This is a genomic window from Puia dinghuensis (genome assembly GCF_014642875.1).
GTDB lineage: Bacteria > Bacteroidota > Bacteroidia > Chitinophagales > Chitinophagaceae > Puia > Puia dinghuensis.
Map to the genome: position 1 here is coordinate 689,768 of NZ_BMJC01000001.1, position 24,716 is coordinate 714,483.

The window sequence follows — 24,716 nt, forward strand, 5'->3', positions numbered from 1 at the left end:
ATATGAGTGAGCGCCGTATTGGGAGAATAATTTCGGTTGATAGCTTCCGGGTGATAGTTCAATTAGATGACGATTTAAAAGGTCTCTTTAAGAGTGGATTTCATGACATATATGAAATCGCTAGGATAAACTCATATTTGATTATACCTGTTGGAGCAGATCGGATCGTGTCAATCGTTACCAGAGTCAAAATTCAAGATGAAACAGATATTGAAAAAAGTTCTGGATTTATAACATTACCTAAGGCTCAAAGATATTTGGTTGCAACAATGATAGGGACTATCGAAAATGGCGAATCTTACAATCAAGGAGTATATAACTACCCTATTTTGGATAACCCAGTGTGGTATGTAACTACTGAAGATTTAGACAAAATTTTCGACACAACAAATAGCAACAAGTTTAACCTGGATGACGATTATTATTTACCAATTGGCGCTTCTCCTGCATTTTCCGATTATCAAATTAAAATCAATCCTGACAAATTTTTCGCAAAACATGCTGCAATATTAGGAAATACCGGTTCTGGCAAGTCGTGTACCGTCGCCTCAATCATTCAAAGTTTGTTCAATTTCGAATTTGAAGATAAGCTAAAATTGCAGAGTGCGCACTTCATTATTTTTGACACAAATGGCGAATACAAAAAAGCCTTTATAGGTGATGAAGGTCAAAATAAGTACCAGCAAAAAGGCCTCGTAAATGCAATTCATATAAACAAGGATGGCCTTAAGATGCCATATTGGTTTATGAATTTTGACGATTTCGATTATCTCTTCGACCCGAGTGCCAATACCCAGACCCCTATTCTCAAACGAGCTATTGGAATATCAAAAAATACTCAGGTAATTGATGGACTTGACGTGCTTGACCGATTCAGCGAAAAAGGAATTATAGACCTGCAAGATTATAGTCCCGAAGAATTGAAAAAAAAGAAAAGCACCCAAGCCTACGGAAATTGGACGTATAATGCCAACAACGACATCCTGGGGTTAGGGAACGCGATCTCACCTGGAGAGTCTGCTATTATTTCCGAAATCAAGACTATTGTAACTCAAATTGGCGGCCAGATAGGCGTTCAACAAGAAGCAAATTTGATTAGTCAGTTAAAGGAAAAATATCAACAATATATATCTGAAAATACGAATACCCGTATTTCAGTTGAAAAAAATATTGACCTTCCAATATGGTTTAGCTATACTGACTTGATTACAACACATTTCGATGCAGCCATAAAGGAAACAGAAGGCTCAGGTTCCAAAATAAAGGAATTCGTATCTACTTTGAAGCTTCGACTACAATCATTTTATGATGATGAAAGGATCGCCGGTCCGCTTATTTTGAAGAATCCTAGTAATTTCAGTGATTCCCTTGCAAAATTTCTGGCATTTTGTCTTGGAGATTACAGTAAAATATATAATTCTGAGGACCTCGATATATTCACAACTTATTACAAATCCCAGGTCGTTGGCCAAAATAATGGGTACCTACCAGAGAATAAGAATAGCCAAATTACCATCATTGATATGTCTTTGCTGCCGTATGAGGTCCTTGAAACCATTACAGGACTAATTGGACGTTTGATTTTAGACTTTTTTGCACGATTTAAGCCTGAAGACCGCGGTACCATGCCTACAGCAATAATTCTGGAGGAAGCACAAAACTACATCCCTGAAAAAGACAAAACAGACAAACCCTCAATTACCAAAAAGGTATTTGAAAGAATCGCTAGGGAAGGGAGGAAGTATGGTTTATCACTAGTGGTCTCCAGTCAAAGACCTTCGGAGTTATCTAAGACAGTTTTATCTCAATGTAATTCGTTCATAATACACAGGCTTCAAAACCCAGAGGACCAAAAGTATATTAAACAGTTGGTGTCCGCGGCCAACGAAGATATTCTCCAACAATTACCGATTCTTCCCCAGCAACATGCTATTGTGATGGGTGATGGCGTGAGAACGCCAGTACAAGTCAAGATAAATAAAGCAGATCCGAAACCTAATAGCGACAATCCGAAGTTTGTCAAAAAATGGCTTACGGCTAATGACAACAATTTCCCTCCCTATAAAGTAATCGCTAAACTCTGGGAGGAAGGGGGAACTCCAACTTAAATTCGTTTATTTGCTATGCCAACTGAAAAAAAGCTAAATATTTTATACCTCAAACGAATTGGCAAACTTGCGTCAAAAAACCCAAATCGTTCTGTTCAACCATATGCTGCTGGTAAATCCTTGCAGCTAGAGGATTCAACAAGTACCAGTATCGAGGGAATTCTTAAGGAGAGGGGGTGGATAGAAGAATCAGCAACATTGGCTGGGACTATCAAAATTACCAATGAGGGAACCAAGGCCCTCAAAGACGAAATCTGGTGGATTAAGTATCCGCAAAAAGTGAAGAACACATTTCGAAAACTTCCTGCACTAGCTGATTTCAAAAAAAACTTATTTCATGCTCTCATCCTCTTTCTGATCTATGAAGTCTTTGAATCGTTCATAGATTCGCAACTCAACGAACTATGGGTGAACAAAATACTAGCAAGATTTCATCCTAATGCCTATTTCGATTTTGCCTTTCTTGTGTCTTCCATCATATTAATTTATAAAAATTGCAGGCGAAAAATTGGCACTTGGGATATGTTCCTTATCGCCATTTATGTAAGATATAGATCATTCACATCCTTTTGGCATTTCTGGCCACTACTCATGCGTCAAAAGTGGAATGATGGATATTTTCTTTATATCGATTTCATAGGTGTTTACTATATTTTTACAATATTCTTTTCTGTCAAATCATTTGTAGCAAGCAAGATCAGCCCCCAACAGGTCTATAAGGAAGGGTTTCTATACCCTGATCTTTCCTTAAGTAGAATTGCAATCCAGACTGATAAGAGCATTTTTGAATTAGATAGCACTGGGCTTAAGCGAAACAAGTTCGCAAGGCAAATTTCCGAAATAATAACTCAAACACAACCATTTCACGCGTTTGCCATCGGAATAAATGCACCATGGGGATCGGGGAAAACCTCATTAATTGAATTAATAGTTGCTAACCTGAAAACCCACGCTGAATCCAAAAAGTATCTCTATATAGATTTTTCTCCATGGTATTTTAGTAATCCCGAAATGCTCATAACAAGTTTCTTCTCCCTTTTGGAAGACAAATTTCGACACAATAAGCATCTCGTATCAGAATTGAAAGCTTATGGAAAGGAAATTACAATGGCAGAAAAATCGCTATTAAAAACAGAATTTACAAAGTTGCTGTTTGAATCATCACTAACTCTTAAAGAAAGGCGCGAAACAATAATTAAGCAAATACAGCAGGAAGGGAAAGTGTTAATCGTATCTATCGATGACTTAGATAGGCTTGACAAAAAGGAGATCGTTGACATATTTAGATTAATACGTCTGGTAGCTGATTTCCCGAATACTTTTTATATTGTTGGCTATGACAGGAACTATATCAATTCAGCTATTGAACAAGAACTTACAAAGTGTAGTCCTGAAAAGTATGCCGATAAAATTTTCAACGTCGAATTTAAAATACCGGAGCTATCTACCGACATCATTAAGGAGCGGACAAAAATGTACCTAGAAAAGCAAATCGAAATTCTTGGGGAGAAAGTCGGAAAAATCGACAAAGTGGAATTGTCAAAATGTTTTGATTATTCAGGGCTTGATAGATTTATAAAAAACGAAAGAAATATCAAGCAATTTACCAACAATCTCATCATGCGTTACCTCTCGATCAAAGATGAGGTTAATTTCTACTTTTTCTTTCTGCTTGAATTGATAAACTATAAAGATGCAAACCTGCTGAGCACCCTCTATTATAGTCGAGAATCAATTCTGAAGAAGTATAGGGATTTAGAAACAGGCAAATCCGAATCTGATCCGATTGATTTCCCCACCATTATAGGAAGGCCAATTCCATCGGAAATTAAAGATGTTCTTGATGAACTATTTCAAAAAAGCAGCTATTTGAAAAGATACTCAATTTCGAATGATCTCTATTTCGTCAGATACTTCAGTTTGAGCCTTCTTGAGAGCGATTTTTCAACTGCTGAATTTGAGGATGCTCTGAATCAACCACCCGATATTCTGAAGAGACGTCTAGTCGAGTATAACACTATAAACTCCCCTTTGCTTACTGAAAAATTACACTCAAAGTTCAACAGAGTGACCATTAGTGATAAACATGAGCTGTCCAAACTGATTGACTCCCTACTATTTCTTTACAATGAGGTATATCACTCAAAGAACTCAAAAGCATTACAGGAAGGGTTAAATGCTAATAATCTAGGGAAATTCATTTTCGATCTCATACTTTGGGCGAATCAAAGCTTATCTTTTTTGGAAGAGCGGATATTAGCATCAACTGTTACCGACTTCGCCGCCTTTAGCTATCTCTTTGGTATTGAGAATATTCGAGTATTTGAATCTTCAGGAGATATCGCTAGAAGAGGTGAGTTTTTTTACTTCTTCAGAGAAATGCAACTAAAATTTTTAAGATTGGAGATTGAACGATCGAACAACCAATCGAACGACAGAATTATAAATCAACTGCAAAGGTTAAGGAGTTTTGCATCCTTTGACAAAAATGATCCACGAGGTAATGAATATATAAAGTGGTTTTGGGATCATGTCCTAGTTGGCTATTCTAAATTTCTTGCGGCTAATGCAGATGCCATAATAGCTTATATCAAAGGGCTTGCCATCGAAAACGGCGCCTTTGATTTAAATCGATCCAAAGAGCTTGTCAACAGCATTTTTGTCGAAATAGAATCTTATCAAGACGTTTACATTCAAAATGGGTTGGAGAAGATGGTCGATTTTTATCTAGGATTTGATGTTATTAAAATCATTCCCTTTGATTTCACAGATCAGACACCTCCAGATGCCAATCACCCTGATTGTAACGACGCAACACTTCCCGACATTTTTGAGCTAAAGAAGGGCCTTTTTTTTCAGATTACTTTAGAACCAATTAACACGCCTTACTGGCGATTTGGCTTTCGATTGTCAAGAAATAGCGAATTCCCTCCTGTCATTCAATCCAGGCATATAGATGACTACCCTTATATTCACCTTACAAAGGGACAAATTGATATAGAAGGAAATGGGACAGATGATTCACCTCCAACACTAGATTTAGGTGTTTATTCCGGAACCACACAAGAATACGTTGATAGATTATTACACAATTATCAAAACAACAAGATAATTATATATTTCTACTATAACAACGAAACGATTTCAATAAAAGTCTCTGATGGATCTTCCCCTATGGCTTCAGCCAAGCCAATCACCTTATTTAATGACTACAAATACTTGAGAATCTCCGCGTGGTCTGACAGGCGGAAATTCATTATCTCAACACGAATAAAAGTTCTACAGCAAATTAATCCAGCCTTATCCTTTTAACCATTTTTCGACTTGCCCTAATATGCTAGATACGTCTTGATGAGGATAAAATCTCTTCATAAAATCTTGGAATCTATGCCTAGTTGAAGAATCCTCCCAATTCATAATAGTGAAGATTTTTAGGTTCGGCTTTAGTGGCGCTTCGAGGAATTGGTGCAATGGGTAATAGGGTGGCGCAAAGAGAAAAGAATGTTCTATCAGCCGTTGATATAGGTCTGGCTTCAACGCCCTTTTAAGGTCCAGTACCACATCGTACAAGGTAACTTCCTGGTAGCTGATGGCAAAGACATCACCCAGGTACGGCATTCCTTCATCATCAAAGAAGAGGCGTAAATAGTTCAAAAAACCTTCCTCCATCTCATCCAGCAGATCCCGGCCATAATAGTCATATTCCTTTTTGAACAACTCTAAAGAAAAGTCGTTCGGATGCCGGTCGATAACAAATTCAATCAGTTTTTCTTCCCGCTCGATAATCTTATCGATATGGGGCGGAAATATTTCCCCCGAAACCCGGATACCATATTTCGGTTTCATAAAGAGATCAAAGAGGTTGGAACGATACTCCGTTGTCCGCCGGTCAAAGGTTAATCTTAGATATAATGGAAAGACCAACTTGCCATGAAATGAGACTTTTTTCAGCCTTTCGTTATGGTAGACCTTGTATGTAACCTGGTATGTCCTTTTCTCATCCATTTTGATCTATTTTAGTCGATTTTGATATGGTTGCGCTCACAATTTCTTGCCAGTTTATAACTAAACAGCACAAATAAGTACAAAATCGTTCAATGGAGTAAAGTTACGCAGAAAACGCATAAGTTTGGTAAATATATTTGTTCTACCTAACAATATTTCCTATATTTGTATGGAATGCCCTTTCACCAGGGCGCAATTGTGTAAAAGATAAACTGTGAGAAATGGAAAAATTGCCACCGGAAAAGGCAGCGGAAATGCTCAGAAAAGGAGGGATGAATGTATCAGTGGCACAGGCAGCAATTGTCCTGGAATTCCTCCGGAAGTTAGCTGACATCGTAGTCGCTAATTACCTGGATCGTCACTGGTAACTGTGTGCAACGAGCATCATTCCGATCAAAACGGCCTGGGAATTCCCTACATTTTCAGGCCGTTTTCTTCAACTTTTAGTAAATTGAATATAAACCTTTGACATGAAAATAGCAGACTTATACATCCGGGTATCAACCGATGAACAGGCTGACAAGGGCTATTCTCAGCGTAGCCAAGAAGAATTACTTCGCCGTTATTGCAACATTAATAATGTATCCGTTCGTCAGGTGATCTTTGAAGATCATTCCGCCAAGACTTTTAACCGGCCTCAGTGGAAAAGATACTTATTAGACCTTAAAAGGCACAAGGGCAAAGCTGACCTTGTTCTGTTTATTAAGTGGGATCGTTTTAGCCGGAATGCCGGGGATGCCTACCAAATGATCAATACCCTCCGTAAGTTGGGGGTAGAACCCCAGGCCATCGAGCAGCCATTGGACTTATCGGTTCCGGAAAACAAAATGATGCTGGCCTTCTACCTTGCCGCCCCGGAGGTAGAGAACGACCGGCGGGCATTGAATGTAATAGCCGGGATGCGGCGGGCCAAAAAGGAAGGGCGGTATATGGGTCTGGCACCTGTCGGCTATGTCAACAAAACGGATGAATTAGGCAGGAAATATATTATCCCCGAGGAACCCCTAGCCGGTATTGTCCGGTGGTCTTTTGAACAGGTAGCCGAAGGCACTTATAATACAGAACAGGTCTATAAGATGGCAAGGGAAAAGGGATTTAAAGGAGCCAAAAGCCTCTTTTGGACTTGCATTACCAACCCCGTCTATTGCGGAAAGATTTTCCTTGAAAAGTACAAAGACGACGAGGCCCAATTTATAAAGGCCAAGCACGAACCCATTATTTCCGAGGAATTGTATTACAAGGTTCAGGACGTTCTTTATGGTAGAAAAAGAAATACCTATCGGTTGAAAGTGGTATCGAATGCCAGCTTGCCTTTACGTGGATTCCTCCTTTGCCCCGAATGCGGCAAGATTTTGACCGGCAGCGCCTCCAAAGGCCGGAACAAGTATTATTCCTATTATCACTGCTTCGATGGGTGTACCTGTCGGTTCAGCGCCGATGCCGTGAACGACTGTTTGATCTATGAGTTGAAGAAATATATTCCCCGCCCGGAGGCAATAGACGTTTATAAAGTCGTCCTCACCGAATCCTGGTACAGCCAAACCGCGCCCCTTCTGAATGATCGGAAGGAACTGTTAGCCCAGGTCGCTCAGGTGGAAGATAAGATTGCCTATATCGAGGAATTGGTATCCTCTAAACAGCTTGCACCTGCCGATTTTCGGGACATGAAATCGAAGTATGCAGAACAGTTAGAAAGGCTTAAAGCCCGGCTTGCGGCGCGGGAAGAGGACCAGGACATGCCCGGTCTGCTGGATGCGGGAATAGAAAATCTCCTGAAGCTGGACTATATCTACCAGGATGGAGGGATAGAAAAGAAACGAGAAGTGATTGGTTCGATGTATCCGGAAAAATTGACTTTTGACGGGGAGCGACTTCGAACCACCCGGATCAATGAGGCAGCTCAGATAATATACACGCTGGACAAGGCTTTTGGCGAAAATGAAAAAGGACAAAGCGAGATAATTCCTGCTTTGTCCTCTCAAGTCGGGAAGACAGGATTCGAACCTGCGACCCCTACGTCCCGAACGTAGTGCGCTACCGGGCTGCGCTACTTCCCGAGGGAAAGCTTGCGGTGGGCCGGACCACCGTCAAATGGGTTGCAAAAATACGGTGCTTCGGCAACCTGGCAAAATCCAATATTACCTCTTCTGAATGATTTGGAAGGCTTTACCGAGGTGGTCGGTGAGGTCGGACGGCAGCATACTCTCCTGGGAATGAGTGTCGGCGGCGAGGTCGCCTGCCAGGCCATGAAGGTAGACACCCAGGAGGGCGGCTTCGCCCGGCGAGTAGGATTGACCCAGCAGCGCCGTCAGGATGCCGGTGAGCACGTCGCCGCTACCCCCCTTGGCCATGCCAGGGTTGCCGGTGGAATTGAAGTAGCTCTTGCCGCCGGGCATCGCGATGAGCGAATAGTGCCCCTTCAAAACGATGATACACCCCAGCTTCCGGGCCTGTTCGCGGGCCTTTTCCACCCGCACATAATCGTCGGGCGAGGGGCCGAAAAGCCGCTCGAACTCCTTTGGATGGGGTGTAAGGATAGAGTAGGGGGGCAGCAGGGAGAGAAGGTGGGGATGCGAAGCCAGGATATTCAACGCGTCAGCATCCACAACAACGGGTTTCCGGGATTGCTGCAACAACGATCGGAGAAAGGCTACCGTCCGCTGATCCTGGCCGAGGCCGGGTCCCACGCCGATGACCGAATACTTGTCCAGCCCATCGGGCACGGCTGTGTGGATCTTTTCGTCGGGGTCCATTACCAGCATGGCTTCGGGCAAGGCCGTCTGCAGGATGGCATAGCCACAGCCAGGTATGGCACAGGTGAGCAAACCGCTTCCCGTCCTCAGGCAGGCCCGCGCAGCAAGTACGGCCGCACCCATCTTGCCATAGCTGCCCGCCACCAGTAAAGCATGACCGAAATTGCCTTTATGCGCAAAAGCCTGGCGCGGCCTGAAGATGGCCCCTATGATGTCCGGGTCGAGGATTTCGGCTTCACCGGCGATCTGCGAAAGAAATCCCGGATGCAGCCCGATATCCAGGATGTGCACCTCACCGACCCACACCTCGTTCTCCGGCATCAGGAAGGCGGGCTTATAGACCTGGAAACTCAGCGTATGGCTGGCGCGAATGACTGTATTTCCCTTTGCGCTTCGACTGACGAAAAGACCACTGGGGATATCAATGGCGATGATCTCATTGCCCGAAGCATTGAGATGCTCTACGAGTTGGGCGGTAACTCCCTCTAATGGCCGGTTGAGACCCGAACCCAGCAAGGCGTCGATGAGGATATCGTCCTGCGGCACCGGGTGAAAATGCTCCGGCCCCTGGACAAACCGCACTTCCACCGGCGTCTGATGAAGCCGGGCCAGGTTGCCCTGGAAATCCTCTGTCCCGATATTGCCGAACTCGAGGATATGTACGGTCACCGGACAGTCCAGCAAAGACAACATCCGGGCGAGGGCCAGGCCATCACCACCATTGTTGCCTTTACCGCAATAAATAGAGAAAGACCGATCGAGATACCCTTGTTTTTCCAGCCAGGCAAGACAACTCGCCGCGGCCCGCTCCATCAGGTCGATGGAAGCGATCGGTTCATGCTGTATGGTATATTCGTCCCAGGCCCGGATCTGTTCGGCTGAAAGGATTTCCATGCGGAAATTTAGGCATTTTCAACGAAGAAAGGCAAATTGAGGGCAAGCAGGCGGGGGGAGGAGGCGGGCACAGGCAAATTGAGGGCAAGCAGGCGGGGCGGCAGCAAGGTCTAAGCCGTCGCAGCCGGCTTTTTCTTATGCACCAGCCTCCGGCCTGAATGGCTGGCACCTCTCCTGGCTACATGATGGTGGAGATGGGTATGCGCCACGGTGGGGGCCACCGGCTTCTTTTCTTCGTGCGGCGGCTCACCTGCAACCCCACCCGTACTGTCGGCGGGATCGGGTTCACCTTCGTCGAAATTAGTATGACCCTGGCCCTGACGGTAGTCGCCAAAGAGATCGCAAAGCCGTTTGGCCGTATAGACGTTCTTATAATCGTTGTTGCTAAGGGCGATGATCGTGGCATCCTCATCCATCATCCGTACAAAGACGGTACGGTTGCCATGCCACCAGCCATTGTGGTAGATGAGCTTTTTCCCATTGGGGATCATCAGCATTCGCCAGCCGAGACCATAGTTGCGCTGACCGGGCTTTTCGAAGCTATACCCGGCATAAGCACTGTCCAACACACCCTTGGAAAACATTTGTCCAGACCTCAAAGCCTGATCCCATTTATACATATCCCGCACCGTACTGTAGACATTCTTGTCGCCATATACCTGGTCGAGAAACTCCAGCCGGAAGGGCCGGCCGGTCTGGTAGTAGGAGTCCATGCTCCGACCGGAGTCGGGCGCCGTATAGACATAAGTATCCTGCATCCCAAGCGGCTGGAAGAAAGTTTTAGCGAGATATTCCGGATAAGGCATCCCCGACACCTTCTCGATGATGAGGGCCAGCAGGGCATAGTTGGTGTTGGAATATTCAAAATGACGATCGGCCCTGCCGCTAAAGATCTCGCGGGCGCCGGGATGATCGATAATGTATTGCAACACATCGGCATTGTGGAGGAATATATGCTTGTTGACACCCGGCTTGTCCATGTAATGAACATAGTTGTGCAGACCGCTGCGATGATTGAGCAGAGTTTCGACGGTGACGTCATGGTAGGGGAAGCCGGCGAGGTATTTCGATACCGGATCGTGGATGTCCAATTTGCCTTCCTGCCAAAGCTTGAGCGTGGCCATGGCGGTAAAAGTCTTGGAAACGGAAGCCAGATGGAAGGCCGTATGCGCGGTGATGGAGTCCTGGTGACGCACCGGGTTGCGGAAGCCCTTGTATTTTTCAAAGAGGATGATCCCATCCTTTGCTACCAGGATGCTTCCGTTGAAGCGACCAGCCAGCATAGGATCAAAAAAATGTGTCGCCATCGCTGTGTAGCGTTCCTGTTCGGGCCCTGTCAGCGCTGGAGCTGTCACCGGCGCCGGCGCCATTGTATCTACCTTGGGAACATTCTTTGCCGTTTGAGCCTGACCACAGGATATTACCACCAAAGTCACGGACAGCACCAAATAACCAATACCTTTCATTGTCATCCGCTAAATATTGTCTTTAATTTTTTGACCAGGAAAAATGGCAAAATTAAAATAATCCGATGTTAATTTGCATTTCCATTTCGCAACTAACGCAAAAAGACGGGCAAAATTATGACGGAGAAGAAAACTACAAGTTATCCCAAAGAAAAGATTAACATTCTCTTTTTAGAAAATATCAGCGACGCCGCCGTCAAGCATTTTATAGAGTCAGGATATGCATCTGTACGAAAGCTAACAGGGGCCTTACCGGAAGAGCAACTCATCAAAGAGGTGAAGGATGTGCATCTGCTGGGCATCCGCTCGAAGACCCAGATTACCCCCAAAGTCCTGGAAGCTGCAAAAAAATTACAGGCTATCGGCTGTTTTTGCATAGGAGTCAACCAGGTAGACCTGAAAGCCGCCACCAATTCCGGGGTCGTGGTCTTCAATGCCCCCTATTCCAATACCCGGTCGGTGGCAGAGCTGGTCATCGGCCTGGCGATCATGCTGATCCGGCGGATTCCCGATAAAAGCAAGGCCGCCCATGACGGTATCTGGCTGAAAGAGGCAAAAGGGAGCTATGAATTAAGAGGTAAAACATTGGGAATCATTGGATATGGGAATATTGGCACCCAAGTGAGCATCCTGGCTGAAGCCCTGGGGATGAAGGTCATCTTTTACGATACGGTGACCAAACTGCCGCTTGGCAATGCCGAAGCCAAAAAGACGATCAAAGAGGTGGTGAGCCAGGCGGATATCATAACTCTCCATGTCCCGGACACGCTGCAGACGAAGAATATGATCAATAAGACCGTCCTCAAGCAGTTTAAGAAGGGGTCGATCCTGTTGAACTATGCCCGTGGGGAAGTGGTCGACCTGGAGGGGCTGGCCAAAGCCCTGCAGGAGGGGCAGCTTTCCGGTGCGGCCATTGACGTTTATCCCTGGGAGCCCGAGAAGAATGGCGACCGGTTCACGACACCGCTGCAAGGTCTGCCCAATGTGATCCTGACTCCCCACATCGGCGGGTCTACGGAAGAAGCCCAGGAGAATATCGGCGAGGATGTCAGCAACAAGCTGTTCCAATACCTGGAGACGGGGATGACCATCGGCAGCCATACTGTTCCACCGTTATCGCTGCCTCTCCAGGAAGGGACGCATCGCATCCTGCATATCCATCGGAATGTGCCGGGTGTGCTTTCGGAGATCAACAGTACGCTTTCCAGTCATAATATCAATATCCTGGGGCAGTATCTGAAGACCAATGACGAGATCGGATACGTCGTCCTGGATATCGACAAACGACTGTCCAACCAGGCGCTGCAATTATTGAAGGAGGTGAAGCAGACCATCAAAACAAGGCTGCTGTATTAATCCTGAGATGACTGTGGCAAGCTTTCCATCGCTTTTAGCACCTTCTTTGCCCGGCTGCGGAAGGCCGGTGTCGAATGTTCCCATTGTTCTTCGATGATGAGCTTTAGTTCGCCCCGGATGTCGGGATAGTCTGCGGCCAGATGGGACAAGATCGTCAGTGAAAAAGCCTTAACGGCGATGGGGGTCTCCGGTGACTGGATAAGATCAAAACAGATGCTCATCACCCGTCCCTGGTGTTTTTTGGGGATGGCCACATCCTGGAGCAGCCGAACGGTATTGCGGACCACGGCGATGTGAATATCCTTCCGCCCGAGATTGTCCAGCAGGGGTTTGAAATAGGGTTGTATCAATTCGGGATGCGCCCGGACGCAGTAACTCAGTGGCCAGGCGGCCCGTTGGGTGATGCGGTACTCGCCTTTAAAGAACAATTCGATGAGCATGGCGAAGCGTTTCTTGTCGGCGCCGATGTAGCGGACGATGCGGTCTGTTTGTTTTTTGCTGTGTTCTTTTTTTAGCCCTTCCAGGATATCCATAGTTGCCTAAATTTAACGCATATTCCTTCTAATATGAGCTATCGCCCCAGTCAATCCCGCTATGAATCCATGGAATACCGGCGTTGCGGCCGCAGCGGCCTTTTGTTGCCGGTGGTATCACTTGGGCTCTGGCATAATTTCGGTGATGTAGACGACCTGGAGAATGGGCGCCGTATCCTGCACCTGGCTTTTGATTCGGGGATCACGCATTTCGATCTGGCCAACAACTATGGTCCGCCACCGGGCTCTGCGGAACAGAATTTTGGCCGCATCCTGCAACAGGATTTTCACGGTTACCGCGATCAGCTGATCATTTCGTCCAAGGCGGGCTATACAATGTGGCCCGGTCCTTACGGCGATTGGGGTTCGAGGAAATACCTGGTGGCCAGCCTGGACCAAAGCCTGCAACGCATGGGGCTTGACTACGTCGATATCTTCTATCATCACCGGCCTGATCCTAACACCCCATTGGAGGAAACCATGATGGCATTGGATCACATCGTCCGGCAGGGGAAGGCATTGTATGTTGGTATCTCCAACTATCCGGCTGAGGAAGCCGCAAAGGCGATACAGATCTTACGGCAGCTCGGCACTCCCTGCCTGATCCACCAGCCGAAATATTCTATGTTCGAGCGGTGGGTGGAAGGCGGACTGCTCCATCTGCTCGAAAGGGAAGGAGTGGGTTGTATTCCTTTTTCCCCGCTGGCCCAGGGGCTGCTCACCGACAAATACCTGAAAGGCATCCCGGAAGATTCGCGGGCTGCTAGGCCTACAGGCTTCCTGAAAGCGGAACAGGTGACCCCGGAAAAGATAGCCAAGTTGCAACAACTGAATGAAATGGCGACAAAGAGAGGGCAGACCCTGGCGCAAATGGCCCTGGCGTGGGTTCTCCGCGACAAACGTATTACCTCCGTCCTCATCGGGGCAAGCCGGCCCGAGCAGTTGACCGACTCCCTTCAATGTTTCAGAAATACCTGGTTCTCAGAAGAAGAGCTGGCCCAAATTGAAGTTATCCTGCGGTAAGGTAAGGGCAATTCTGTATTCTGGAAAGGAGCTTCCCTTTATGGGAAAAACAGTAAACCACATACGCTTACAAATGGCTTACTATCAATTACATACAGATTGGCATCTGGGTTGATCTCTCTTATTCAAATTCGTACCTCTTTATGAAACAGATCACCCTCTACCTCGTCAGCCTGCTATTCTGGACAGCGGCGTACGCCAATCGGGGACCTGTGCCTACACCCGCTCCGGCCGGCAGCGCCGCCACCGCGAGCAAAGCTGTCGCCAAAGTTGGCGCCGTTCGTTTTCAATTCAAGAACGTCGTTTCCGACCAACAAGATTCCATCCTGGTTATTTTCGATCGCTATGACCACACGGGCGCGGGTGTCGTTTACCAGCTATTCGCCACCGATGCAGAACATGGCATTACCATCCCTGCCATCCCCGCCGGCAAATACTACGTCACTATCGAATGCCGGGGTGTGCACCGCGATCACATGGAGACGCTTGTCACCATCAAATCGAAGAAAAGTGAAAAGGTGCAGCTCAAACTGCGGGAGTCTGAAGTTTTTTCCAAGGACAACGTAGTGATCCCCGCTTATCATCCTTCTTTTGCCGACATGACCATCCTGAAGTCAGGCAAATAGTTCTTCCTCTCCCGATATCCTCCCTCCACTATCCAATTTTTACTACTTTACTTTCCCCGATTTTATCCTTATTTTAGGGGACTTTTAGTTCTTTTCCGGTGATCCTGCATCCTATGCACTCCTTTAAAACCCTACTGATATTCATCGTGGCAGCCGTCTGTGCTGTTGTCGGTCTGTTACCGGTGCTGGGTGCGGGCGGCGGGACAAAGCCCCGGGCCACCAAAAAGCCGGAAGGGCAGATGTTACTTTCTTTTCGCCACCACACCGGGCGAACCATCCATCACGATTCTGTATTGGTAATTTTTGACCGGAAAGATCGCTCCGGAGCGGGCATCATTCATGGCGCCTATGCGATGGACAGCAACCATTGCATTTTGATCAGCCGGGTGCCGGCTGGCCATTATTTCGTCATGGTGCAATGCCTGGGGTTCCATCACGATTATTGGGAAACGACGGTCTGGGTTCGGCCTCAAAGATGCGGGGTTTTGAGAATCGTGCTCGAGCACTGCGATGAATATATTCCCGGCCAGGCGTATATTCCGCCGTTTAAGCCGGCGAGTTTGACCATTACCAGTATACGGGCAACCGGTGGCGCAAGACACCGAAAGAGCTATCCACTGAATTGAGAATTTTTGTCCTATAATTAACATTATGTTAAATAGATTCTTTAGAGGTAATGCAGAAACAACTGACCTACGCTTCTATTAGAGCCGCTTCGCTCCCCTTTTATTTGGAGAGGTTGAGTATATTCGAGGATGGATGAAAATTGGAACCTTAACGCCTTAGACAGAATTCGTCAGAAGGGTCAAGCTGTATTAGCACTGGCAGCTCGGCTCCAATCCCACTAGGGGATTGCACCAACTTATTGAATTCTTTTCTTCTTATTACCAGGAGGTAGAAAATTTTCCGCTGATATGACTTTCTTACCTGTTTTTGCTTCAAGCGCCAGTCTCGCGTCCTTTGCTATTTTTCCGCCTTTTTTACCCGCAACCACGTTTTGAGGCAGGCCTTCTGCTCTATCGCTTTCAGCGATCTGTTTAGTAGACAACTCTGCAAGGGCAGTAAAAATCAATTCGGCATCCGTCATATGATCACGTAGGTTCTGAGTTTTTAGCCCTTTGACCTGTTTATGTTTTTGAACGGTGAAGCCTGTCCATTCCTGATGTATGACGTTGGTGAGAAGAGCAAATTCGTCTCCTTGTTGCACACCATGCTCTTTCCAGTAGTCGGTCAGTTTGTTGCGGATCTCTTGGCCAGTCATCCGCTGTTGTATCCATTTTTCGCTTCTTCCTAACTTTTGCCAGTTCTCCCTGGCACGTTCTAGGCCTTGGGCAGGGTCTGCTATTTCCTGCATTCGTTCATACCCAACTTTGGCAAGCCATAGTTTAAAAGGCTCGGCTTTAGGGGATGGAATGGATTGGATGATACGTAATAAAGCGCTTGTATCTGCGGCATCTGTTTCCCGCATTTTACCATCTGGCGCTTCCATTTTCAACTGTACGATTTTCTCGTACACTTCACTTCCTTCTGCCTGCAATTTCTTTTTAAGATCACTCCAATAACGCCTGGGAATGGTACTATCTGTTAATATTTCAATAACATCTATAATGGAAAAATACCACTTCTCCTCTTGTCCATTCCAAGCGGAACGTACTTTTTTGCTTTCAAATAATTTTATACTGCTCATAGCACGGGTTTATTTTTGGAAGTGCAATATAAAGTTTTTCTCAAAACGCTAAAAATATTAGTAATTCAAGGCCTAACAACAGGTCAATTTACCTTGCAATAATGACACTGTTATACAAGAGCCTTCAAATCCAACGACTTGAAGGCTCTTTTTGGTTCGAAATATTCATTACCTGAATCGGACGCAATCAGCTCTTACTGACAATAAATAGGTTGGTCCCATCTGAATAGACTTTAATACATTGATTATTGGTGAGAGAATAGCTCGCAGCACCATTTATTGTCCCCGAGGACGGAGTGATCGTAATAGTATTGGCCCCGGGTATTATTCCGAATAGTGACTGGTTTAAATTCTTAAATGCCGCAGGGTTAATAGTATACACAATGGAATTAGCAGTGGCATTCAGAAAAACGATCTTATTGGCATCCGCAGTTGCGGCAGTTACCGAACTTGCCGTATACGTCGTCGACTCAGTCCCATCATAGGACACGAACTCGGGAAGGGTTGCCATATTGGTAATACCACTCTTGGTACATTCCCAGTACACTATGTTCGGGTACAAGTCGGTGCGACTATTATATATCTTATCCCCTTTTTTATACCCTACGTTATAAGGATTGCCCAAATTGGGGAATCCCCCTGTTTCTTCCCCGATCCAGTTGGAAGAAAGGATGGCCACATTGTTCTCTGTTATTGTCGCGTTATTGGACAGGGTCAGCTGAGCGGTGCCTGAGCTATAGCTTACGATATACGTACCAAGGGGAAAATGGGGTATGTAAACAGGCACGTTGGCTGGAACGTTAGAAGTGCCGGTTTCGATCAATACATTGGATACGACATTGCTTCCGGAAGTAACATTACCCAGTATCAGTTGGGGAATTAAATATTGATTCCGGTAAATAAACAGTTGGTAAGCCGTAGTGGTGTTTAAATTCTTCGCGATACCTCCCAATGTAATGGTGCCGCTGCTGATGGCCGTCACCTGTCCGAAATAGGTCAGGGCGGTCGTATTGCCGAACTCATCCGTTGTATAGAACAGCAGGTTATCCCCTACCATCAGGTTCTTGTAATCCACCGAGGAAGTGGAAAGGCTGAACTGGGCGGTATTGCCTGACAATGTGGAATAGGTTACACTGGTCAAGGTCACGGTCGTGGAGAATACTGCTCCTATTACATCCCTTGGGGCTTTGCTACCATAGCCGGTTAATATTCCATCATAAATGGATGATATCTTTCTTCTTTCTTTATTAAAAGACGGTGCCCCAGGGGACCCATTGGAAAGCACGGCCTTCATGCCAGTGGTAAACAGCGGCTGGGATGTGGTGAGGTCGGCCGTGAAATTCCACCCGATGAAGTCGCTGTCGCCGAAGGATGAACTGCAAAAGCAATTCTTGAACGAAGTAATGCCAAATCCGTAATTATTAATGGGTATGAAGTCAAAAAATACATCTTCAAAGATGGCCTGCAGGCAATTCACGGAAAGGGGGGCTGCCACATCCGCACCATAATTGGTCAGGTAGGAGTTCGTTATTTTTAATGTACCACCATTGAAAATGCTGTAGGGCGGCGTAACACCTATTCTATGATTCGATCCGACGAGGTTGATCCAACTGTCTTCGACCCTCAGATTGCCATTCACATTGGTGAAATTTCCGCCCAGGCTCCACATCGACTCGATGTGTGCGTCCTTTACCACCAATCCGTTGCTGATCCAGCCGCTGAGTATACTGAGATACCGGACGGCGCCTGCTGCATTAAGACCTATTGAGGTCACCGGGCATCCTTCATTATTGCCATAAGTTCGTCCATCATATATTACCATGGTGGCAGCCCATACATGGTCGTTATTGCAAACGACGGACCTCGACTGGGCCTGACCGGTGGCCAATGAGACTTTATTGTAATCGGCCCAGCAATTGCCGAATTTCACGATCTCCCCATTCTGCAAGGTCCCATTTATGGACACGACCCGGCCCACCGTAAAATACCTGAAAACACAATCCTCGAAAGTTACCTCTGTCGATCCGGCGGAAGATGTCTCTACATAATATCCGGTAAAATCAGGGTACATGTTCGACGAGGGGGTGCTCGAAGATCCAAAAGGATCTATATTCATCCCGCAGTGAGGGGAATTAATATTATCCCTCGAACTATTGGTCAAAAAAGTGGATGAGGGATCCTCCATTACCTGGTAAGAAGTGTAATTGTTAAGGCCTGTATTCACCCCTGTACAATAAATACCCTTACAGGCAAACCCTTTCACTTTTTGCAGCCCGATGGCAAACGAATTGGCATTTGCGCAATTGATACTGGTCTGTCCCGATGCGCCATCGTAGGCGATGCCATCCCCGGTGAGGTTTATCCCGGATAAAAAGCCAGCGGTAGATATGGAGGAAGGCGTCAGTCCCTGGTATTGTCCTCCATTGTCCTTTCTGAACAAAAGCCCTTTAGTGATCCTGTAGGTTCCCGTGGGAAGATATAATTCTCTCAACCCATTATAGGTGCAGATGTTGATGTCGTTCTGCATCGCAGCCCAGTCGTCGGTGGCCCCATCCCCTATCGCCCCGCTCCATCTCAGGGAGTAATATTTGCCTGTCGTGCCCTGCGGCTTCACCAGCAGAGTGGTGTCCCATATTTTGGCATCGTACGGCGCATTGATGAAGCCGCCGTTGAGGGTACCGCTGCCCGTCAGGTAGCTGCCGTTTAAAAATTGCAGGACCTTCCCCGTTGCGGTTACCGAACCGTTGATGGTGACGGCGGCAGGAGGAGAGTAATCGAAAATGATACCTGCATAACTGGAATTGGAAAGTGCTGTGTTTAAAGCCGATGTCTGATCTGTCCCATTGGCCAGAATGCCCAGGGACGACGCCGTAGGAAAGGAGGTTGCCATATAAATGCATTTAAAAAGATAAGGAAAACAGTTAGAAACTAAATTTAGCGTATTTGGGCTTCCCCCTCTGTTAATTTTAGTTAAATCGTATATTGGTACTCTTATACCATCAGGTGCAATGGAATGGGCACTGCGACGAGACCGCAGTTGATCAATGTATCCTTAGTCATGTTTTGGGTATTTGACTACCCCAAACCAGAACTTTTCAATGCTTCTGGCTATCTCACTAAAGGATTCAAATCCAAACGGCTTGTTGACAAAAGAATTTGCATGCAATTTATAAGACATCAGGATGTCTTGTTCCGCATCTGAAGTGGTCAGTATAATGACGGGGATAACTTTTAACTGATCGTCGGCCTTGATCTCAATTAGTACCTCTATTCCGCTTTTTTTGGGGAGGTTCAGGTCGAGCAGTATCAGGTCTGGCGTAATGGCATCGGAAAATCTACCTTTTTTGGATAAAAAATCAATGGCCTCCATTCCATCGACAGCAAAATGCATATTGATAGGTGATCTGCTATTTTCAAATGCGACTTTTGCAAGAAGGGCGTCGCCAGGGTTGTCTTCTACGAGCAGGATCTCAATGGGTCTCATATATTCTCAGACTTGATAGTGAAGTAAAAGGTGGTCCCTTTCCCCGGCGCGGATTCAAACCATATTTTTCCGCCATGCCTTACCACTATTTTTTTCGCAATGGCGAGGCCTATTCCCGTCCCCTTGTTCTCTGCCTTTCCATGCAATTGCTGAAAAATTACAAATATCTTTTCGGAGTACTGGCTTTCAATACCTATTCCATTGTCTTTGATGGCAAAAAGCCAATGAGTCTCTTCTTTCCAGGCTTGTATATTTATTTCCGGCCTGGTCCCCTCCTTTCTATATCGGATGGCATTGCCGATAAGATTCTGGAACAACTGCAACATCTGCACCGGGTCGGCATTCAACACAGGCGCATTCGAAATAGTTATCAACGCGCCCGTTTCATTAATACTAGCGGAAAGATTCGACAATACTTCGTTTATAATGACAGACAGATCGACGGGCTTTATGGTCTGGTCTCTGTTTATACGGGAATAATTGAGCAGGTCGTCGATGAGGCACTTCATCCGAGCGGCGCCGTCTACAGCAAAGTATATATATTCGTTTGCTTCCTTGTCCAATTTCGCTTCATACTTCTGCTGAAGCAATTGAAGAAAGCTGCCTATCATCCGAAGCGGTTCCTGGAGATCGTGCGACGCTATATAGGCGAACTCTTCCAGTTCCTGGTTGGAACGTTCCAGCTCCCGCGCATAGTTTTCCAGCATTTTTGCCTGCTCCTTTTTTTCCCGGTACTCCGTGGCCTCTTTTAGCGCCCGTTTGATCTTTGTAACCACTGTAAACAGGTTCTCTTTTAATACATAGTCGGTAACACCCGCCTTTATCAGTTCTACCGCATTTTCTTCACCGATGGTACCGGAGACAATGATAAACGGCGTATCGGGGCAACTTTCCTTCTTGATATTAAATGCAGCCACCCCATCAAAACCAGGGATCGTATAATCGGCGAGTATAATATCAGGGTTGTAATCCTTGAGCTCCTTCTCAAATGTCCTGCTTTCATGCACAAGGGTCGAAACATACTCTAATCCTCCTTTTCTAAGCTCTCGTTGCAATAATTCGATATCATCCGGGTCATGCTCCAGGATCAATATCCTGACAGGCTTATTTGTCATCGGGGTCATGGTTATATGTTCGGTTTAGGTAATGAAAAGTAAAAGGTAGCTCCCCTATCGGGCTGCCCCTCCGCCCATACCCTGCCGCCATGCTTAGTTATGATCCGGTGCACGATGGCAAGGCCAACCCCGGTTCCTTCGAAATCGTGGTCATTGTGAAGCCGTTGAAATACGCCGAATAGCTTATGCGCATAGGCCATATCAAATCCTGTTCCGTTGTCCTTTACAAAGTAGATGTATTCTTCCTCATTCTCAGAAGAACCGATCTCGATCTCGGGCATCGCTCTTTTCCCGGAATATTTCACTGCATTGGAGATCAGGTTTACCATCACCTGGTGCAACAATGACGGATCTCCTTTTGTCGATGGCAAAGCGCCGATAGAGATGCGGGCCCTGGTCCTCTCCCCCTCATCCAGGTCATTCAGGGCCATACATGCCAATTCCGTGAGATCGACCGGGATCTTCGTTACCCTGCGGCGGCCTAATCTTGAAAATGCAAGCAGATCATCGATCAACATGCCCATTTTTTTTGCATTATTCTGAATATTCCCGAACAAGCGCTGCAATTCCTCATCTAATTGCGCCGGATGATCTTCGAGAATTATCCGGGCGTAGCCATTAATGCTTCTCAGGGGCGCCCGGAGGTCATGGGATACGGAATAGGAAAACGCTTCCAGGTCTTTATTCGTCCTTTCCAGTTCGGCAAGATTCGTCCTTAGATCGGCATTCAGCTGCCTGATATCCTGGTCAGCCTTCTTCTGTTGAGTGATCTCCCTTTCGGTGATGGCCACCGATCGCAGGTCACCCTTCAGATCGCTGATGACGGAAGCGGAAAATATAACATCGATCATCTGCCCGTATTTCGTGATCCGCCTCATTTCCTTTGACTCGATCTTTTTTCCCTCAACTATCTCATTTATCACCGCCTGCATTTCCGACAGCAGGTGTTCGGGGACGATATTCCATATCTTCATGTTAAGTGCTTCAGTCTCCGAAAAACCATATATTTTTTCGGCCCCTTCATTCCAGGAGATAATCTTTCCTTCACGGTCGTGAAGATAGATGGCATCATTCGACTGTTTCACCACGATCGCCAGGTAGTTCTTTATCTCTTCGACTTCCTTCATGCTGGTGATATCCCTTGCATTGGCAAACCATAGCCCATTTCTGTTGACTATATTCCAGTTAAGCCATTTTATCCCCCTGTCCTTGCCATATACCCTTGCCTCGAACGAGAATTTCTCCCTGTTTTCTTTGGATAATTCCTGCAAGGCAAGGCGATCTTCACCGGCAAGGTAGAACAATATGGAGCTCTCCTTCATCTCTTCGACGGTATATCCGAGCATAGCATTCACAGCATCATTCATCTCCTCGAATTTCAATGTCCTGGCATTGATGATGCAAATAATATCCGCAGAGTTATTGATCAACAGGGCGTGTTTTTCCAACGTGGCATTCTTCCTGATGAGTTCCCTTTTTTGAAGGTGCAACTGTAGCAACACCGACACTTTCGCCTCAGTTATGGAGGCATCAAGCGGCTTATACAGGTAATCGACCGCACCTTCCTCGAATCCTTTCATCATGAATTTATGCTCCTTCTTTTCAGCCGATGCAAATATGATGGGAATGTCCTTCGTCCTTTTATGTGATTTCATTATCTGGGCCACTTCGAATCCATCCATATCAGGCATTTGAACATCCAGGATGACAAGGTCTATGTCCTTGTTCAGGACGTTCTTCAACGCTTCCTTTCCGTTGATAGCCCTGATAAAATTCCGGTCGGGCCGGCTCAACACCTGTTCAAGGGCAAAGATGTTACTTACTTTGTCATCGACGATCAGAATGTTAGCCTTTTCGTTCTTTTGCATAACTGGTTCATTTTCCCCCAATATTCAGTAAAAGGTTTTTCAACTCCGTGGGTTTTAAAATATATTGCACGCATCCGGTTTCTATTGCGGCTCTTGGCATGTCCGGGAAGAAAGCATCTTCCGGGTCCTGCGCGACGGTAAGCCCTCCCCGTTGCCTCACCGCCCGTACCCCTTCGGCGCCATCCTTGCCGGCCCCCGTAAGAATCATCGCTATCAACCTGTCCCCATATACTTCCGAAGCAGCCATGAACAATACATCGACGGATGGCCTGCTGAAATTGACGGGCATGTCCCGGGATAGTGAAAAAGACCTGTCCTTTTCGATGAGCAGATGATAGTCCGCCGGTGCGAAGTAAACCACGCTCCTTTCTATCCTTTCCTTCTCATCAGCCTGTTTGATCCTGATACGGCACTTTGCCTGCATCACTTCTTCCAATAAGGTCCGCTCTTCCCTGGACCTGTGCTGAATGATGATGACAGGCAAGGCGAAATCAACCGGCAATTCCTTCAATATCCCGGATAAGGCAGCCAGTCCTCCTGCTGAAACTCCGATCACAACTGCTTCATATTGCATCTCCTGCCCCTTTAATCGGTCTTAATGAATATCTTTTCCTTTCGATCGAGCATTTCGAATTTCCCCTTTCGATCGGAAAAAAGAAGTGATTCCTTGTTGCCTAGTGCGAGGATCCCCAGGGGACATAGACTTTCATAAAAAAGATCGATGACCTTATTTTGCAGGTCCTGGTTAAAATAGATCAGCACGTTGCGGCATGATATCAGCTGAAATTCGTTGAACGATCTGTCGGCTGCCAGGTTGTGCGCCGCGAAAACGATGTTCTGCCTCAGCGACCTGTCGAGCAACACGGAATCATATTTGGCCACATAATAGTCGGATAAGGAATGCTGCCCTCCTGCCTTTATATAATTTTCCGTATAGGCCTTCATATTCCTTATGGGATAAATACCTTCTCTTGCCGTCTGCAATGCTTTCTGGTTTATATCGGTAGCGTAGATGACCGATCTTTCCAACAACCCTTTTTCCCTGAGGAAGATCGCCAGGGAATATACTTCTTCTCCCGTGGAGGCCCCCGCGATCCATATCTTGATAAAAGGGTAAGTGGCCAATCTCCCCATGATATTCTCCCGCAGGCTTTTGTAGAAAGGAGGATCACGGAACATTTCCGTCACATTTACCGTTATTTCCTGGATGAACTGCTCGAAAAAGCCGTCTTCTTTCAGCAACGTCTTACCCAGCGTCTTGAGGGAATTGAACTTATTGGTGATCATAAAATGATCAATGCGTCTCTTCACGGATGCCGCTGCATATTCCGTGAAATCATATCCATATACAAATCGGATAGATTCCAGCAATTCCTTTAATTCCAGTTCGTCTCCCATATCTTTAGGAAGGTTTAAGCATGGCCGCCATTTTTTCCAAAAGCTCCCGGAGATCAAGCGGCTTGGAGACATATTCCGATGCGCCTGCCTCCAGGCATTTTTCCCTGTCGCCTTTCATGGCCTTGGCGGTGACGGCGATGATGGGAATGCCGCCGGTCGACTTATCGCTCCTGATCCTGCCGATGGTCTCGTATCCATCCATCTCCGGCATCATCATATCCATCAGGATGATCTCGATGTCTCCGCCTTCCATTAACCTTATTGCCTGGTAACCATCCGCCGCCGTATAGATCTTCATCCCCACCTCTTCCAGGTAGCTTACCAACGCGAATGTATTGCGGGTGTCGTCATCCACAATAAGAACACGTCGCCCCTTCAATTTATCGTCAACAGTATTCAT

At 46.3% G+C, this 24,716-nt stretch carries 20 protein-coding genes, 1 tRNA gene and 1 pseudogene; 8 read left to right on the forward strand and 14 right to left on the reverse strand.

The genetic code is table 11. From position 1 onward, the window contains the following. The first annotated feature begins 2 nt into the window (after positions 1–2). Both IEY39_RS02635 and IEY39_RS02640 read left to right on the forward strand, forming a co-directional pair. Entirely contained in the window at positions 3–2,108 is a 2,106-nt protein-coding gene (locus tag IEY39_RS02635; RefSeq protein ID WP_188928239.1) for an ATP-binding protein, read from the forward strand. A 15-nt stretch (positions 2,109–2,123) separates the two neighbouring features. After that, a complete protein-coding gene (locus IEY39_RS02640; protein WP_188928241.1) occupies positions 2,124–5,420 on the forward strand; it encodes a KAP family P-loop NTPase fold protein in 3,297 nt (1,098 codons plus the stop codon). On the opposite strand, the gene IEY39_RS02645 is transcribed toward IEY39_RS02640, so the two are convergent. After that, on the reverse strand, positions 5,409–6,113 hold the full coding sequence (locus IEY39_RS02645; RefSeq protein WP_188928243.1) for a hypothetical protein: 705 nt from the start codon (positions 6,111–6,113) through the stop codon (positions 5,409–5,411). The genes IEY39_RS02640 and IEY39_RS02645 overlap by 12 nt on opposite strands. Positions 6,114–6,334: 221 nt before the next feature. On the opposite strand from IEY39_RS02645, the gene IEY39_RS02650 reads away from it, so the two are divergent. Together IEY39_RS02650 and IEY39_RS30175 are read left to right on the forward strand one after the other, a co-directional pair. Continuing rightward, a complete protein-coding gene (locus IEY39_RS02650; RefSeq protein WP_188928245.1) occupies positions 6,335–6,481 on the forward strand; it encodes a hypothetical protein in 147 nt (48 codons plus the stop codon). Positions 6,482–6,583: 102 nt separating this feature from the next. Beyond that, positions 6,584–7,357: pseudogene (locus IEY39_RS30175) on the forward strand (recombinase family protein); the annotation flags it as partial. Between the two features lie 444 nt (positions 7,358–7,801). Here IEY39_RS30175 and IEY39_RS29700 read toward each other — a convergent pair. From IEY39_RS29700 to IEY39_RS02670, 4 genes are all read right to left on the reverse strand, one after another. Next, positions 7,802–8,065 carry a hypothetical protein gene (locus IEY39_RS29700; RefSeq protein ID WP_229688739.1) on the reverse strand — a complete coding sequence of 88 codons (264 nt, stop codon included), beginning with the start codon at positions 8,063–8,065 and terminating at the stop codon, positions 7,802–7,804. A 31-nt stretch (positions 8,066–8,096) separates the two neighbouring features. Beyond that, positions 8,097–8,170: transfer RNA gene (locus IEY39_RS02660), tRNA-Pro, on the reverse strand. Positions 8,171–8,251: 81 nt separating this feature from the next. Continuing rightward, the gene (locus IEY39_RS02665; protein ID WP_188928247.1) at positions 8,252–9,760 is read right to left on the reverse strand and encodes an NAD(P)H-hydrate dehydratase; all 1,509 of its coding nucleotides are present in this window, start codon (positions 9,758–9,760) and stop codon (positions 8,252–8,254) included. Between the two features lie 110 nt (positions 9,761–9,870). Beyond that, positions 9,871–11,232, reverse strand: a complete 1,362-nt coding sequence (locus tag IEY39_RS02670; protein WP_188928249.1) for a serine hydrolase domain-containing protein — start codon at positions 11,230–11,232, stop codon at positions 9,871–9,873. Between the two features lie 111 nt (positions 11,233–11,343). Here IEY39_RS02670 and serA point away from each other — a divergent pair, with 111 nt between their 5' ends. After that, positions 11,344–12,582, forward strand: coding sequence for a phosphoglycerate dehydrogenase (serA, locus tag IEY39_RS02675; protein ID WP_188928251.1), 1,239 nt, complete (start codon positions 11,344–11,346; stop codon positions 12,580–12,582). On the opposite strand, the gene IEY39_RS02680 is transcribed toward serA, so the two are convergent. After that, complete coding sequence (locus tag IEY39_RS02680) at positions 12,579–13,115, reverse strand: HEAT-like fold family protein (protein ID WP_188928253.1); 537 nt, start codon at positions 13,113–13,115, stop codon at positions 12,579–12,581. The two genes, serA and IEY39_RS02680, sit on opposite strands and share 4 nt — an antisense overlap. Before the next feature lie 33 nt (positions 13,116–13,148). Between IEY39_RS02680 and mgrA the strand changes: the two genes are divergently transcribed. From mgrA to IEY39_RS02695, 3 genes are all read left to right on the forward strand, one after another. Beyond that, positions 13,149–14,138 carry an L-glyceraldehyde 3-phosphate reductase gene (mgrA, locus tag IEY39_RS02685; protein ID WP_188928255.1) on the forward strand — a complete coding sequence of 330 codons (990 nt, stop codon included), beginning with the start codon at positions 13,149–13,151 and terminating at the stop codon, positions 14,136–14,138. Positions 14,139–14,281: 143 nt separating this feature from the next. Then, positions 14,282–14,764 (forward strand): hypothetical protein, encoded by a 483-nt coding sequence (locus IEY39_RS02690; protein WP_188928257.1) that lies wholly within the window; start codon positions 14,282–14,284, stop codon positions 14,762–14,764. A gap of 113 nt (positions 14,765–14,877) precedes the next feature. Continuing rightward, a complete protein-coding gene (locus IEY39_RS02695) occupies positions 14,878–15,390 on the forward strand; it encodes a hypothetical protein (RefSeq protein ID WP_188928259.1) in 513 nt (170 codons plus the stop codon). 236 nt (positions 15,391–15,626) lie between these two features. On the opposite strand, the gene IEY39_RS02700 is transcribed toward IEY39_RS02695, so the two are convergent. The 8 genes from IEY39_RS02700 to IEY39_RS02735 form a co-directional block, all read right to left on the reverse strand. Beyond that, positions 15,627–16,451 (reverse strand): BRO-N domain-containing protein, encoded by an 825-nt coding sequence (locus IEY39_RS02700; RefSeq protein WP_188928261.1) that lies wholly within the window; start codon positions 16,449–16,451, stop codon positions 15,627–15,629. A gap of 187 nt (positions 16,452–16,638) precedes the next feature. After that, the gene (locus IEY39_RS02705; protein ID WP_188928263.1) at positions 16,639–19,341 is read right to left on the reverse strand and encodes a pectate lyase family protein; all 2,703 of its coding nucleotides are present in this window, start codon (positions 19,339–19,341) and stop codon (positions 16,639–16,641) included. Positions 19,342–19,503: 162 nt separating this feature from the next. Beyond that, a complete protein-coding gene (locus IEY39_RS02710; RefSeq protein ID WP_188928265.1) occupies positions 19,504–19,935 on the reverse strand; it encodes a response regulator in 432 nt (143 codons plus the stop codon). Further along, entirely contained in the window at positions 19,932–21,050 is a 1,119-nt protein-coding gene (locus IEY39_RS02715) for a sensor histidine kinase (RefSeq protein ID WP_188928267.1), read from the reverse strand. Before IEY39_RS02715 ends, IEY39_RS02710 begins: the two co-directional genes overlap by 4 nt. Before the next feature lie 11 nt (positions 21,051–21,061). Next, positions 21,062–22,918 (reverse strand): PAS domain S-box protein, encoded by a 1,857-nt coding sequence (locus IEY39_RS02720; protein WP_188928268.1) that lies wholly within the window; start codon positions 22,916–22,918, stop codon positions 21,062–21,064. Positions 22,919–22,925: 7 nt separating this feature from the next. Further along, entirely contained in the window at positions 22,926–23,492 is a 567-nt protein-coding gene (locus IEY39_RS02725) for a chemotaxis protein CheB (protein ID WP_188928270.1), read from the reverse strand. Positions 23,493–23,503: 11 nt separating this feature from the next. Next, entirely contained in the window at positions 23,504–24,316 is an 813-nt protein-coding gene (locus IEY39_RS02730; RefSeq protein ID WP_188928272.1) for a CheR family methyltransferase, read from the reverse strand. A 4-nt stretch (positions 24,317–24,320) separates the two neighbouring features. Then, positions 24,321–24,716: a response regulator gene (locus IEY39_RS02735; protein WP_229688740.1), complete on the reverse strand. Its 396-nt coding sequence runs from the start codon at positions 24,714–24,716 to the stop codon at positions 24,321–24,323.